The sequence below is a fragment of the Buchnera aphidicola (Macrosiphum euphorbiae) genome, from assembly GCF_005237295.1.
GTDB classification, from domain to species: Bacteria; Pseudomonadota; Gammaproteobacteria; order Enterobacterales; family Enterobacteriaceae; genus Buchnera; species Buchnera aphidicola_AP.
This window is the reverse complement of sequence record NZ_CP033006.1, coordinates 366534-380182: the sequence shown is the minus strand read 5'-3', so window position 1 is coordinate 380182 and position 13649 is coordinate 366534. Positions and strand designations below refer to the sequence as shown.

At 24.9% G+C, this 13649-nt stretch carries 15 protein-coding genes and 3 tRNA genes; 6 read left to right on the top strand and 12 right to left on the bottom strand.

Annotation, left to right across the window (positions count from 1 at the left end; translation table 11 throughout):
- Positions 1–6: 6 nt before the first annotated feature.
- From D9V71_RS01750 to flgB, 9 genes are all read right to left on the bottom strand, one after another.
- Complete coding sequence (locus D9V71_RS01750) at positions 7–321, bottom strand: rod-binding protein (protein ID WP_158340665.1); 315 nt, start codon at positions 319–321, stop codon at positions 7–9.
- The gene (locus D9V71_RS01745) at positions 322–1443 is read right to left on the bottom strand and encodes a flagellar basal body P-ring protein FlgI (RefSeq protein WP_158340664.1); all 1122 of its coding nucleotides are present in this window, start codon (positions 1441–1443) and stop codon (positions 322–324) included. It abuts the gene before it with no gap.
- Between the two features lie 231 nt (positions 1444–1674).
- A complete protein-coding gene (locus D9V71_RS01740; RefSeq protein ID WP_158340663.1) occupies positions 1675–2391 on the bottom strand; it encodes a flagellar basal body L-ring protein FlgH in 717 nt (238 codons plus the stop codon).
- A gap of 83 nt (positions 2392–2474) precedes the next feature.
- The gene (gene flgG / locus D9V71_RS01735) at positions 2475–3257 is read right to left on the bottom strand and encodes a flagellar basal-body rod protein FlgG (protein WP_158340662.1); all 783 of its coding nucleotides are present in this window, start codon (positions 3255–3257) and stop codon (positions 2475–2477) included.
- 19 nt (positions 3258–3276) lie between these two features.
- Positions 3277–4035, bottom strand: coding sequence for a flagellar basal-body rod protein FlgF (gene flgF, locus D9V71_RS01730; RefSeq protein ID WP_158340661.1), 759 nt, complete (start codon positions 4033–4035; stop codon positions 3277–3279).
- A gap of 27 nt (positions 4036–4062) precedes the next feature.
- Complete coding sequence (locus tag D9V71_RS01725) at positions 4063–5283, bottom strand: flagellar hook protein FlgE (RefSeq protein WP_158340660.1); 1221 nt, start codon at positions 5281–5283, stop codon at positions 4063–4065.
- A gap of 38 nt (positions 5284–5321) precedes the next feature.
- Positions 5322–5993, bottom strand: a complete 672-nt coding sequence (locus D9V71_RS01720; protein WP_158340659.1) for a flagellar hook assembly protein FlgD — start codon at positions 5991–5993, stop codon at positions 5322–5324.
- 10 nt (positions 5994–6003) lie between these two features.
- Entirely contained in the window at positions 6004–6414 is a 411-nt protein-coding gene (gene flgC / locus D9V71_RS01715) for a flagellar basal body rod protein FlgC (protein ID WP_158340658.1), read from the bottom strand.
- Between the two features lie 8 nt (positions 6415–6422).
- The gene (gene flgB, locus D9V71_RS01710; RefSeq protein WP_158340657.1) at positions 6423–6833 is read right to left on the bottom strand and encodes a flagellar basal body rod protein FlgB; all 411 of its coding nucleotides are present in this window, start codon (positions 6831–6833) and stop codon (positions 6423–6425) included.
- A 261-nt stretch (positions 6834–7094) separates the two neighbouring features.
- Here flgB and flgA point away from each other — a divergent pair, with 261 nt between their 5' ends.
- Positions 7095–7775: a flagellar basal body P-ring formation chaperone FlgA gene (flgA, locus tag D9V71_RS01705; RefSeq protein ID WP_158340927.1), complete on the top strand. Its 681-nt coding sequence runs from the start codon at positions 7095–7097 to the stop codon at positions 7773–7775.
- A gap of 77 nt (positions 7776–7852) precedes the next feature.
- Entirely contained in the window at positions 7853–8266 is a 414-nt protein-coding gene (gene flgN, locus D9V71_RS01700) for a flagellar export chaperone FlgN (RefSeq protein ID WP_158340656.1), read from the top strand.
- A 23-nt stretch (positions 8267–8289) separates the two neighbouring features.
- Here the strand turns inward: flgN and pyrC are convergent, their stop codons facing one another.
- A complete protein-coding gene (gene pyrC / locus D9V71_RS01695; protein WP_158340655.1) occupies positions 8290–9339 on the bottom strand; it encodes a dihydroorotase in 1050 nt (349 codons plus the stop codon).
- A 270-nt stretch (positions 9340–9609) separates the two neighbouring features.
- Between pyrC and murJ the strand changes: the two genes are divergently transcribed.
- Entirely contained in the window at positions 9610–11145 is a 1536-nt protein-coding gene (murJ, locus tag D9V71_RS01690) for a murein biosynthesis integral membrane protein MurJ (RefSeq protein ID WP_158340654.1), read from the top strand.
- 131 nt (positions 11146–11276) lie between these two features.
- Positions 11277–12323 (top strand): OmpA family protein, encoded by a 1047-nt coding sequence (locus D9V71_RS01685; RefSeq protein ID WP_158340653.1) that lies wholly within the window; start codon positions 11277–11279, stop codon positions 12321–12323.
- Positions 12324–12388: 65 nt separating this feature from the next.
- Here D9V71_RS01685 and D9V71_RS01680 read toward each other — a convergent pair.
- Positions 12389–12473: transfer RNA gene (locus D9V71_RS01680), tRNA-Ser, on the bottom strand.
- A gap of 179 nt (positions 12474–12652) precedes the next feature.
- On the opposite strand from D9V71_RS01680, the gene D9V71_RS01675 reads away from it, so the two are divergent.
- Positions 12653–12723, top strand: a tRNA-Cys gene (locus tag D9V71_RS01675).
- Between the two features lie 13 nt (positions 12724–12736).
- Positions 12737–12820 (top strand) — tRNA-Leu (locus tag D9V71_RS01670).
- Between the two features lie 24 nt (positions 12821–12844).
- Here D9V71_RS01670 and rsmC read toward each other — a convergent pair.
- A complete protein-coding gene (rsmC, locus tag D9V71_RS01665; protein WP_280094071.1) occupies positions 12845–13639 on the bottom strand; it encodes a 16S rRNA (guanine(1207)-N(2))-methyltransferase RsmC in 795 nt (264 codons plus the stop codon).
- Positions 13640–13649 lie beyond the last annotated feature (10 nt).

The window sequence follows — 13649 nt, the reverse complement described above, 5'->3', positions numbered from 1 at the left end:
TTATTATTATATAACATTTTTTTGTAGTTGAATTTGTTTTAAAATGATATCGGATAATCCTATACCTTTTTTACTCATTTCTTGAGACAACTGTTGATCATAAAAATCAGTGTAGAGACGACTTTGATTATTATCTAATAAATTATCTTTTGATAAAGAATTTCTCATGTTTTTGAGTAGCAATTGAATAAAGACACCTTCTACTTCCTTAGCCGTTTGTAATTCATATTTTTTTGGATTAAGACGAACTTGATACTTGAGTTCGTTAATAAATTGCATGTTATAATTTGATGTTTTAAATAATAATAAATTATCGTTCATTTAAACAATTTCCAATTTCGCGTTAAGACAACCAGCACTTTTCATTAATTGTAAAATAGACATTAATTCATCAGGTTTAGTACCTAATGTGTTTAAAGCTCTAACTATATTATGTAAATTTTCTCTATTTTTAGAAATATCGTCCATATAATTTTTATCGACTATATCTTCTTTAGATTTATTTTTTTTTTCGACTTCTTTAAATGATTTTAAAAAATTTAAATCTCTTTTTTTATTTATAATTTCATGTACTATTATAGACGTATTTCCATTTGAAACTACACATGATCCTAATTTTACTGATTGATTAATAACAATGGAACCAGTACGAGAGTTCACTACAACTTTAGCCTCTTGTGATGGTAATGAAATATCTATATCTTGAATGTTAGAAAGCATATGTACTTGCACATCATTATTGGCTGAAGTATTTAATTGCACTGTTTTAGAATTAACAGGAGTAGCTGTATCCGGATATTTTATATTAATCATATCGCTAATGCGTTGTGCTGTACTAAAGTTTTCTTGATTTAACTGTAAATTTATTGTTTTTTGTTTTCCAAAGTTATTGATTATTTCACGCTCAATTGTTGCACCATGATGAATTTTTCCGGAATTAACTTGATTTGCATAAAGATAACGGATTCTGTTTTTTTGATTATTTTTTTCAGATACTAATATATTACCTTGAGCAATAGCATAAATTTGATTATCAGTACCTTTTAAAGGAGTCATTAAAAGTGTTCCTCCTTTAAGACTTTTTGCATTGCCCATAGATGAGACCACTACATCTATTTTTTCACCTGTATGACTGAATGGTGGCAAGTTTGCTGTAACTATTACTGCTGCTACATTTTTTAGATGCATATTAGTATTTGAAGGAATACTAACACCTAATTGTGATAACATATTATTTAATGATTGATTAGTAAATGGAGCCTGTGTTGATTGATCACCAGTTCCATCTAAACCAACTATTAAACCATAACCAATAAGCGGATTATCTCGAATTCCTTGAATACTAGTTAAATCGCGTATTTTTTCAGCATATAAAGAAGGTGATGAAAAAATTATAAATATAAACATAATTAATTTCATCAATAATAATATTTTTTTAGACATAAAAACCTTTATCCATGTGCTTTTGAAAAAGTGTTATAGTATATATAAATATGTTATTTTTCGAAAAACATTATAATTATAAAAAATTTTTTTATTTTTTAATTGTTTTTTAAAAAAAATAATTTTTTCTCATAAAGAATAAAAAACATTCTTTATGAGATTTAATTAAATTTAGAAGAAATATAATTTCCTGATAGTTTTTTTTAAATTATTCCATTTCAAAATATACATTTATATAGGAGAAATTTTTAATAAAAATCTTTGCAGCCAACCCATTTTTTGAACATCGTTAATACGTCCATGACTTAAATATTCAATACGTGCATCAGCGATGTGAGTGGATGCAATTAAATTATTTTTATTAATGTTGTTAGGATTTATTACACCTGAAAAACGAATAAACTCTGTACCCTCATTAATAGCAACTTGTTTTTCTCCGACAACTTTTAAATTTCCATTGGAAAATACTTTTTTGACAGTAACGGTAATAAGACCAGTAAATTTATTTTTAGCTGAGTTGCTACCTTTCCCAGAAAAATTATTCCTTCCCGTACTATCTAAACTCGTTGTATTATCTTTTACATCAATATCTAACATAGGATTTAATTGCCCAGGTGTCATTTTTATTCCTAGATTAGTAGTTCCATTCCTACTCATGTCTGAAGCAGAACTATTACTAGCACTGATATTTTCTTGTAATACAATAGTTATTGTATCTCCAATATTGTGTGGTCGATGATCTTCAAATAATGGTTGATACCCATAATTTAGAGGTATTTTTTCTTGAAATAAAGAACCATTTATTACTTTAGGCCATATATTAGGTGCTACAGCAGTTGTGTTGCCTTCTACTAAAGGTTTGTATTCAACATTAGCACAACTCTGAATTGTTAATAAAAAAATAGCAGTTAAATAGTATTTTATTTGACTAATAAATAACTTTATCACGAAAAAGTTACCTTTGATAATAGACGTTTAATATATAAAATTTTCTTAAAATATTTTTATAAACATATTATAAAATTTAATTATTATAATTGTGATAGTTTTTGTAACATTTGATCTGATGTACTAATAGATTTACTGTTAATTTCATATGCTCTTTGTGTTTGAATCATATTCACTAATTCTTCGGCTACATTGACATTAGAAGTTTCAATATATCCTTGATATAATAATCCTGAACCATTTAAACCTGGAACAGTATCAATCGGAGCTCCTGATGCTTGAGTTTCTTGATATAAATTTTCGCCTAAACTTTCTAATCCAGCATCATTAACAAAAGTAATTAAATTTAATTGGCCAAGTAAAACAGGTTGTGTTTGTCCCTGAACAGCAACACTAATAACACCATCTCTTGCTATACTAATATTTGTAGAATTAGGCGGAATGATAATTTCAGGTATAATAGGAAAGCCACTATTCGTTACTAGTTGACCGTTTTGATCTAATTGAAAACATCCGTCTCTCGTATATCCCATATTTCCATCTGGTAATTGCACTTGAAAAAATCCCGATCCGTGAATAGCTATATCTTTTTCAGCCTCTGTTTTCGAAAGATTACCTTGACTATGAATTCTTTCAGTAGACACAGGTCTTACTCCAGTTCCTAACTGCAATCCTGATGGTAAATTTGTTTCAAGTGATGAATTTGTTCCTGCTTCTCGTATTGTTTGATACATTAAATCTTCAAAAACTGCTCTGGATCGTTTAAATCCATTTGTACTAACATTAGCTAAATTGTTAGAAATAACATTCATATTAATTTGTTGAGCATCAAGACCAGTTTTAGAAATCCACAAAGAAGGAATCATGTTTTTATCCTATTTATTATCAATTGTTAATATTGATTAGATGATTTGCATATTCTGCGTTTTGATCGCACATAGATATCATTTTCATTTGCATTTCAAACTGTCTAGCATTTGATATCATTTCTATCATATTTTGAGAAGCATTCACATTACTTTCTTCTAACATGCCTGATTGTATACGTATTTCATTATCATGATTTATCGTGTGACTATATTTATTAAGTAGGTCATTATTTTTTCTTATATAAAATAATCCATTTTCTTTTTGCACAAGATCTTGTGAAGGAAGACGGACTAATTTTAATGCCCCTATTTTATTTTCAATAATATGCTTATTTTTTTTTATTGTTGATGTAATTGTTCCATTAGATAAAATTTTTAAAGTGATATTATTCGGTATTTCTATATTACAATTATTTCCTACTACTTCATTTTCTTGAATAGTTAGCTTTCTATTTGAATTGACTTTTAAATGACCATTTTTAGTGTATGCTTCTTGACCATTAAGATCTTTAACTGTTAACCAACCGTCATTTTTAACAAACACATCTAAATTTCTTTTTGTATGATTTAATGTTCCTGAAGAAAGATTGTGATATTCCTTTGTAATTTTATTATAATTATTGTATAAATTTTTTACATTTTGGTTTTGTATTGCAAAAATAAATTTTTCTTTAAAACCAGTAGTTGAAATATTTGCTAAATTATTAGAAATAATACTTTGTTTTTCTAATAATTGATTAGCAGCAATCATAGATTTATATACTGCGCTCTCCATTATATTCTTTAATCCTATTTATATAGATTATCGTAAATTTATTAATGTGTTAATTATTTTGTCTTCCATTTTAAAAGATTGAGCATTGGATTGATAATTACGTTGTGCTATGATCATATTTATTAATTCTTTATTTAAATCTACGTTTGATGTTTCTAAAACTTTATTATTTAGATTTCCCAATCCTTGATCACCAGCTATTCCTATAATTTCTTCGCCTGATTCTACAGTAGCAGACCATAGATTACCACTTTCAGGTTGTAATTTTTCAGGGTTAATAAATTTTGATAATAATATTTGACCTACTCTTTGTTTTTGGTGATTTGAATAAGTTGCAATAATGTCACCATTTGGGAAAACATTAAATGTTTTTAAAGTGCCTTGAGGATATCCATTTTGAGAGGTGTTTTCAAAAGAACTATTAGTATTGAATTGTTCTGTAGTATCAGCTAAATCAAGAGTAATATTTTCATATTTTTCAGGGTTTTTGGATTGAATTTTTAAACTAGTATTAGAAGTTAATTCACCATTAGAGTTGAACGTTAAATCAAAACTGTCATTTATTCTTTTTTCATCATTAGAATCATTTGATTCTAGATTCATTTTCCATTTGTTTTTTTCTGTTTTACTAAAAGAAATTTTAATTTCTTCTTGTTCACCCTTTTTATTATATATATTAATATACTTGACGTATTCTCCTGATTTAGACAATTTATTATCAGGACCATCTATATTATTTAGATCAAAATTACTGTTTAAAATAGCTTTTAATTTTATTTCAGAAGTAGGTTTTTTTTTTAGTATAAAAGTATTTCGTAAATTAATAGGTTCTGAGTTAGATTTGCTATTGGAAGTACTCTTTGAATGAGATTTATTTTTTCCAGTGAGATACATTCCTTGCATATTAATAATATTCTGATTTTTATCGATCGAAAATTGACCATCTCTTGTATAATATACATGACCTTGACTATCCAAAACACGGAAAAACCCGTCTCGTGTGATTCCTAAATCTAAATCTCTACCAGTTTCAACTAACATTCCATTATTAAAGTTCTGTACAATATTTGAAATTCCAACACCATACCCGTTGCCAATATTTGAATAAAATGAATGAGTGAACATGTCAAAAAAAATAGGTCTACTAGATTTATATCCTATAGTAGATGCGTTAGCAATATTATTTGATATAATATTGATATAGTCACTGCTAATTAGTAAGCCACTTACAGCTGCCATAGTAGACATAAATTTACCCCTTTTATTTGTTTTAAATAAAATATTTTTTATTTAAGAATTTCGCGAATATTTGAAGCTTTTATTTTTCCTGCGTCTCCTAAATCAATAATAGGATCATTAGCAGACATAATAATACTATTAACTACCACTTCACTTAAACTTTTAACAGGAACATCTTTATCTTTATTTTTAGCTATTACTGATATATTATATTTTCCAGTTATCACACTTTTATTATCTAAATCTTTTCCATCCCATGCAAAAGTATATATACCGGATTTTATATCTTTTATTTCTTTTATATGTAAAACTTTATTATTTTCGTCTGTAATTTTTATTTTTACTGAAGTTGCATTTTCAAACAATTGTATTCCAAATTTTGTTTCAGTGTCTTTAGTATGTATTATTTTTTTATTAGGTATTATAATATGACGCCCAATTAATGAAGATAATTGAATACTTTGATTTTTGCTAATTTGGTTCGAAAATTGAAGTGCAATGCTGTTTAGTCTTTCAATTCCATTTGTTGTATTAATTTGAGCTAATTGTGATGTTAAATCAGAATTTTTAATAGGATTAGTAGGATCTTGATTTTTAATTTGTGCAACTAATAAGTTTAAAAAGTTTTTTTGTAAATTTAATGAATTAGTGTTATTTTGTAAATTATTATCATTTGTTTCGATAAAATTTATTGGTGAATTAATATCAATAGTGCTCATTTTTTTTTCCTTATTCACCGATTGTTAATGTTTTTATTATCATAGTTTTAGCTGTCTTTAATACTTCTATATTAGCTTGATAACTTCTTGCTGCCGAGATATTATTTACCATTTCTGTAATAGGATTTACATTTGATGTTAAAAAATATCCTTTATTATTAGCCATAGGGTTATTCGGGTCGTATATCAACTTCATAGGACTGGGATCATCTACTATACCAGATATTTTTACTCCACCTATTTTTGAATTTTTTAATGTATCTAATTCAAAAACAACTTTTTTTGCGACATATGGATAAAATTTTCCATTTTTATATATTGTACTATCCATGTTAGCTAAGTTACTAGCAATTACATTTATTTTTTGTGACTGAGCAGTCATTGCCGAACCTGCAATATTAAATATGTTTAGCAGAGACATAATCTATATTATCCTTTTAAAACATGCATCATATTTTTAATTTCGTTTTTTATGAATGCTAAACTTGATTGATATTTTAAACTATTATTTATGAATTCAATTCTTTCTCTATCCATGTTTACTGTATTGCCGTCTTCCTTGATTTGATGAGTAATTACAGGAACCATTTTTAATAAAAATGCATTTTTATTTTTTGCATCTAAATGGTAAGGAGACGTTTTTTTTAAAAAAATACTTGTATCTTTTGTATTTTTTTTATCTAACATTTTTCTTAATTCATCTTTAAAATTAATATCTATTGATTTATATCCAGGTGTATCAGAATTAGCGATATTAGCAGATAGTATTTCCTGTCTTTTAGAATAAAGGCTTAATGCTTTTTGATTGAAATTAAAAATTTGATTTATTTTATCAAACATATTTTTATCCTTTAATTTTACATATAAAAAATTATTTTAAAGAAAATATCGTTAGTAATAAATAACATCTTATTTTGTTTTTTTTAGAATATCTATTTTTTTATGAAAAATTTTAATAAAATTACAAATGAAAAATTTTAAAAATGTAAATATATATTTATATTATACCTTTATTAAACATTTTCTATCAAGAAAATGTTCTTAAAATTCTACATTTATAAATCATTTAATGAACATAAATCAAGGAAAAGAATGATAATAATGAAGATGATGATTTATTTTTTTTTATTATTTATATCTTTTGCAGTTAATGCTACCAGTTCAAATATAAAAAAATTTAATTTTTTTGATTTAAGCAAACAATTAAATATTTTTTTTAAAAAGGAATATCCCTTTAATAAAGATAATATCAGTATCATAATACGTACTCCATTAAAAAAAAATATGTATTGTAAAAAACCTGTTTTTTCTCTTTTAAGAAATGTTCATGCTTTTGGTTTGATTGATGTTCTTTTAACTTGTAATCAAGAACATTATTATCTAAAAGTAGAAATTCAACTTGAAGGCGAATATATTGTAGCCAATAGACCAATTCCTAGGGGTACTAAAATAACAGAATCAGATTTAAAAATTTTAATAGGACGTTTAGATATGTTGCCTAATAATACATATCGTAAAAAGAAAGATGTCATAAATAGAATAAATTTACGTGATTTTGTTCCATTACAACCAATAACATCTTTTATGACGCGACCATTTTGGTTAGTTACAGTTAATCAGAAAGTTACAGTTATTATCAATAACAAAAATTTTATGATTTCTTCTGAAGCAAAATCATTAAGCAATGGTGCTAAAAACGATATTATACGTGTTAAAACTAAAACTGGAAAAATTATTCATGGCGTTATTAATAAAAATGGTGAAGTTTTAGTTTCTCTATAAAAAAATTGTTTTTTTGTTGATGTAATCCCGTTTTTATGTAAATATGTTATATACATTTGTATACATTTTATATTAAAATGAAAAAATTAATAGAAACAATAAAAGAAATAAAAAATGTTTTAATTTCTTTAGAATTTATACTGCAGGAAGAATATAATAATTTATTAAATCCTGAAACTTGTAATAATATAAGTATTATTTTGAAGCCAATTGAAAAAAAAACAACATTACTTAAAAAATTTGTAATTTTAAATAAAGATAGATTATCTCTTGAAAAAAAATATAGTATATTTGCACCTTATAAAAATGTTAATGAGTTACATGATTGCTGGAGCAAAATTACAGAAAAAATTTTTTTATTGCGAAAATTCAACCTTAAAAATAAAATTCTTATTAATAAAAGACTGTATTTAAATCAATATTTCTTAGAATTATTTGCAACACATAACAAAGCAATTACCTATAATTTCCAGGGTGATCTAAAAATTTAGTATAAAAAATACTGGATTAGCGTTTATTTTTCAAGAGACCAATTTAAAGTTTCACCTGATAAAAATGGAATAATTGCGTCTCTTCCAACTTTAATTTTTTTTATAATTTTATATGGTTTTTTTACTATTGTTATAGTTTCTTTATTGATAGGCATATTATAAAATTTAGGACCATTTTCAGAACAAAAAGACTCTAAATGTTTCAAAGCATTCATTTCTTCAAAAACTTTAACATAAGATAATAAAGAAGATGGAGCATTAAATATACCAGCACAACCAAGAATATTAATTTTATTTTTATGAAGATGTGGCGCTGTATCGCTTCCTAAAAAAAAATGCTTATCTCCGTTAGATATAGCTTTTCTTAATGCTGTTTGATGTATGTTTTTTTTTAAAATTGGCAGACAATAAAGATATGGTTGAATTCCACCAGAAAACATATCATTTCGGTTTAGCATTAAATGATGTGGCGTAATAGTTGCTGATAAATAATTAAAATCATTTTTTTTAATATATTCGACAGATTCTTTAGTGGTAATATGTTCTAAAACTATCTTTAATTTTGGAAATTTTTTTCGTAAGGGATCTAATGTTGTTTCGATAAATTTTGCTTCTCTATCATATATATCAATATTTTGATTAATCTCTTCACCATGAATCAATAACGGCATTCCTATGCTTTCCATACATGCTAGAACAGAAGTAATATCGTTAATTGTTTTTATGCCTGTTTTGGAATTAGTTGTACAGAAATTAGGATAAAATTTAGCTGCTATAAATATTTTCTTAGAAAAACCAATTTCTAATTCTTTAGGTGTTGTAAAATTAGTTAAATAACAAGTCATCAGTGGTTGAAATTTATAATTTACATGCATTGATTTTAAAATTTTATCACGATAAGCAATACTTTTTGAGCAATTTGTAATAGGATTATCAAGATTTGGCATAATAACAGCTCTTTTATAAAATTTACCAGTATATTTAATAACTTTATTTAAAATTTCATTGTCTCTTAAATGAACATGCCAATCATCAGGCTTTTTAATTTTTATTTTTTTTATAAATTTAGACATTTTCTTTTTTTATTAGTTGTAATTATTTATCTTATTTTAAGTATTAATAAAATTTTTTTAAACTATTTCAAACAAATTATTTTGATTTTTAATTGGTTTGTTTTTTTAAATACATATTTAATATAAAAAATTTTTATTAATAATTAAGTTGATTTTTATAATTTATATACTTCAATATTTTTTAAGTAATTTAAAAAATTAAATCTAATTTTTACTTTCTTTCTTTGAAAGAGTAAAAAATTTTTTTTATAGTTAGCAGGTTAGTTTGGCATGAATCTTGTAAAATCTTTAATATCAGTGAGTTTGATGACTTTTATCTCTCGTGTATTAGGTTTTATTCGAGATATTTTAATTGCTAGTATTTTTGGCGCTTCTATTTTTACCGATGCTTTTTTTATATCTTTTAAAATCCCTAATTTATTACGTCGTATTTTTTCTGATGGCACGTTTTCTCAAGCTTTTGTACCTGTATTAATGGAATACAAAACTAATAAAAACGAGAAAGATATACAAGTTTTTATTTCTTCTACATTTGGTTTTATGATCTTTTTTTTATTTGGATTAACTATTTTAGGGATATTTTTTTCTCGATCTATAATTATAATAAGTGCACCAGGTTTTAGAAATTCACCTGAAAAACTAATATTATCGTCAAATTTGTTAACAATAATGTTTCCTTATATTTTATTAGTTTCTTTATCTTCATTGTTTTCATCTATCTTAAATAGTTGGAATTATTTTTCTATTCCAGCTTTTTCTCCAATTTTTTTAAATATTAGCATTATTATTTTTTCTATATTTTTTAGTTCTTTTTTTCATCCTTCGATTATTTCTTTAGCATGGGCAGTTATTATAGGTGGTTTTATTCAACTATTTTATCAATTTCCGTTTTTATATAGAATAAACATGTTAGTTATGCCGAGTTTTAATTGGAATAATATTGGTCTTTTAAGAATTTTAAGAAAAATAGGACCTGCTATTTTAGGGGCTTCTGCTAATCAAATTTCTTTAATTATTAATACTATTTTTAGTTCATTACTTAATTCTGGATCAATATCTTGGATATATTATGCTGATCGATTAATAGAATTTCCAGTCGGTATATTAGGTGTATCATTAAGTACTATTTTATTTACGTCTTTAGCTAAAAATTACAAAAATAGAACACTATCAGAATACAAAAAATTGCTTAATTGGGGATTCCGTATTAGTTTAATTTTGTCTTTGCCAAGTTCAGTAATATTGTTTTTTCTTGCTAAACCAATAATTATAGTTCTTTTTCAATATGGTAAATTTACAAATTTTGATGTTTTAATGACAGAAAAAGTATTGAAATTATATGCTTTTGGTTTAGTTTCTTTTATTTTAGTAAAGGTCTTATCTTCTGCTTTTTATGCTTGTGAAGAAATAAATTTTCCTATGAAGGTTTCATTATTCACGCTTTTTTTAACTCAATTAATGAATCCAATTTTAATTTTCTATTTTCAACATGCTGGTCTTGCTTTGTCTTCAAGTATATCTGGATGGATAAATTTTTCTTTACTTTATTGGAAATTATATAAAAGAAAAATTATATATTTTAAATATAGCGAACTAATTTTTATCATTTGTGTAATTTTATCAACGTCAGTAATGATTTTAATTTTATTTTTTACATTACATATAATGCCACTTTGGAATGTTGGTTCATTTTTTAACAAAATTATTCGTTTATCTTTTGTTTTATTAGTGTCTGGAATTACATATTTGTTTATGTTAAATATTTTAGGAATACGTCTATTAAATTTTTCTTATAAAAATTCTTAAGGATAGTAATATTGTATTGATCATATATCACTCATATATGATCATTGATATATGATTAATATAATATTTATTATATAATATTATATAAATTTCATGTTTCTTATAATTCATCTAAAAAAATGGAGTTTCAAATGAAAAAACGAGCTCTTGCTATCGTATTTTTATTAGCAAGCTTAGTTACCTATGTTCAAGCTGAAGAAAAAAATGGATGGTATCTAGGTACAAAGATGGGATGGTCTCATTTTAATCCTTTAAAATATGATATTAATAATTCCGAAGTTAGTGATGATGATTTTGTAACAGAGAATTTTAGTGCTCCAATTATTGGATTATTTTTAGGTTATGAATTTAATCCGTATTTTGGTTTTGAAATAGCAAATGATACTAATGGTTTTTTCCCTCATTTCATGTTTCAAAAAAATAAAGAACATATGCAGTCTAATAGTGTTCAACTAACAACTAAGTTATCATATCCATTAACAGATAATTTTCATCTTTATACTAAATTAGGTGGAATAGTTTTATGGGATGATCTCTCTTCTCAAAATAGTTTAAAAAATTTTTTTAGCAAAAAAAGTCCATTACTTCCTAGTGTTTCTTTAGGTGCTGAGTATGTTTTTAATGAAAAATTTATTACTAGATTAGATTACAATTGGAAAAATAGTGTTAAAAATATATTAAATTCATCTATTAAACCTTCTTTAGGAGATGCGACTTTATCTATTGGATGGAAGTTTGGGACATCGAATATAAGTAATATTTTTTCATCTAATGATTCTGAATTGTTTAATTCACAATATACTGTATTAAATGAAAATATAAATTTTCCTTTTAATAGTACAGAATTAAAACCAATCGCTTGTGACAAACTTAATAAGTTAGATGATGATATAAAAGATATGAAACTAAAAAATATTTCTATTATTCTGTTAGGACATTCTGATAAAATAGGTAATCAAGAATATAATCAAAAATTATCTGAAGATCGTGCTTATAGTGTTAAAAATTACTTAACATCACGAGGTTTTTCTAGAGATAAAATAACTGTCAAGGGTTTGGGGAATTTATATCCGTTAACTAATGAAGTATGTAAAGATATAGAAAACAAGCCTTTACTAGTTAGTTGTTTAGCTCCGGATCGTCGTGTAGAAATTGAAGTATTATCTGATATTCAATAAATCGTTTTTAATATATCAAATTTTTTAAGTTAAATTGATCAAAAATATCATAATGTATTAATTTTCGGAGAGAGAGAGATTCGAACTCTCGGACGATTTCTCGTCGGCGGTTTTCAAGACCGCTGCCTTAAACCGCTCGGCCACCTCTCCGATATAAATATATAAAAAATAATTTAAACAAAATATTAATTTTATAATAAATCATTATATTATTTATTGCAAAGGTAATTTTATTTTTTTTTACGTAAATAATTATTTTAAGTATATTTTTTAAAATAATTATTTTTTTGTTTGTAATTTTTATTTTTTTTTTCTATAATAATGTTATAGGCGTGTTGACAGATTGGATATGTAGCGGATTGCAAATCCGTATAACCCGGTTCGATTCCGGGATACGCCTCTAAAACTTTTACGCCCGGATGGTGAAATTGGTAGACACAAGGGACTTAAAATCCCTCGGCTTTATAGCTTTGCGGGTTCAAGTCCCGCTCCGGGTAATAAATAAAGTTTGAAAAACGACTTTATAAAAAAGCTTGATACACCTTATATCTGTTTGTTTTTTTTAGAACACAATATTTTTTAAAAATTTTTTTTAATAAACCATCATAGTTAAAACAACTATTTGTTACAAATCTTAATTCTCCTTTTGATTTCAAATATTTTATTGAACAACGTATGATTTTTTCTATTATATTAAAATTCATTTTTAAGTCATAATGCAAAGGCGGATTAGAAATAATTAAATCGAATTTTTTAAAAATATTCGAATATAAATCACTACATATTATTTCCCCTTTTAATTTATTAGAATCAAGTGTAGAATAACTACATTTTAATGCAAATATATTGTTATCAACTAATGTTAAAATTGCATTAGGTGAAGAATATAGTAGAGATGCTGATAAAAAACCTGTTCCACAACCAATATCTAAAACTTTTCCAGTTATCTGATTTGAAAAAGTAGAAGCAAGTAATTTACTGCCTGGATCTATTTTTTTATGACCAAAAACTCCTGGTAATGATTTTATAATTAAGTTTTTCCATGTATGTATTTTAAAAAAATTTTCTAACATAAAAACTATCTTATTTTGAATAAACCCTGAAATTAAAATAGAATGTTTTGCATTATCTACTTTATCTAATTTAATCCATTTTTTTAAAATTGCTGGAGCACTTCTTACTCCGCTAGAATTATTTCCTACAATAAAAATTTCAGTTTTAATAGAAAAATATGAAATAATATTCATTAATTGAAATTTTGCCTCAGATTTATCTTTGGGCCAATAATAAATTATTGTATTACAGTTTTTGATCATTTCTTTAGAA

Excerpts from the sequence above, each read along its gene's own strand:
- D9V71_RS01745 (WP_158340664.1), bottom strand. The coding sequence starts at position 1,443 with ATGTCTAAAAAAATATTATTATTGATGAAATTAATTATGTTTATATTT.
- D9V71_RS01750 (WP_158340665.1), bottom strand. The coding sequence starts at position 321 with ATGAACGATAATTTATTATTATTTAAAACATCAAATTATAACATGCAA.
- flgC (WP_158340658.1), bottom strand. The coding sequence starts at position 6,414 with ATGTCTCTGCTAAACATATTTAATATTGCAGGTTCGGCAATGACTGCT.
- flgG (WP_158340662.1), bottom strand. The coding sequence starts at position 3,257 with ATGATTCCTTCTTTGTGGATTTCTAAAACTGGTCTTGATGCTCAACAA.
- D9V71_RS01725 (WP_158340660.1), bottom strand. The coding sequence starts at position 5,283 with ATGTCTACTATGGCAGCTGTAAGTGGCTTACTAATTAGCAGTGACTAT.
- murJ (WP_158340654.1), top strand. The coding sequence starts at position 9,610 with ATGAATCTTGTAAAATCTTTAATATCAGTGAGTTTGATGACTTTTATC.
- pyrC (WP_158340655.1), bottom strand. The coding sequence starts at position 9,339 with ATGTCTAAATTTATAAAAAAAATAAAAATTAAAAAGCCTGATGATTGG.
- flgB (WP_158340657.1), bottom strand. The coding sequence starts at position 6,833 with ATGTTTGATAAAATAAATCAAATTTTTAATTTCAATCAAAAAGCATTA.
- D9V71_RS01685 (WP_158340653.1), top strand. The coding sequence starts at position 11,277 with ATGAAAAAACGAGCTCTTGCTATCGTATTTTTATTAGCAAGCTTAGTT.
- rsmC (WP_280094071.1), bottom strand. The coding sequence starts at position 13,639 with ATGATCAAAAACTGTAATACAATAATTTATTATTGGCCCAAAGATAAA.
- flgF (WP_158340661.1), bottom strand. The coding sequence starts at position 4,035 with ATGGAGAGCGCAGTATATAAATCTATGATTGCTGCTAATCAATTATTA.
- flgN (WP_158340656.1), top strand. The coding sequence starts at position 7,853 with ATGAAAAAATTAATAGAAACAATAAAAGAAATAAAAAATGTTTTAATT.
- D9V71_RS01720 (WP_158340659.1), bottom strand. The coding sequence starts at position 5,993 with ATGAGCACTATTGATATTAATTCACCAATAAATTTTATCGAAACAAAT.
- flgA (WP_158340927.1), top strand. The coding sequence starts at position 7,095 with ATGAAGATGATGATTTATTTTTTTTTATTATTTATATCTTTTGCAGTT.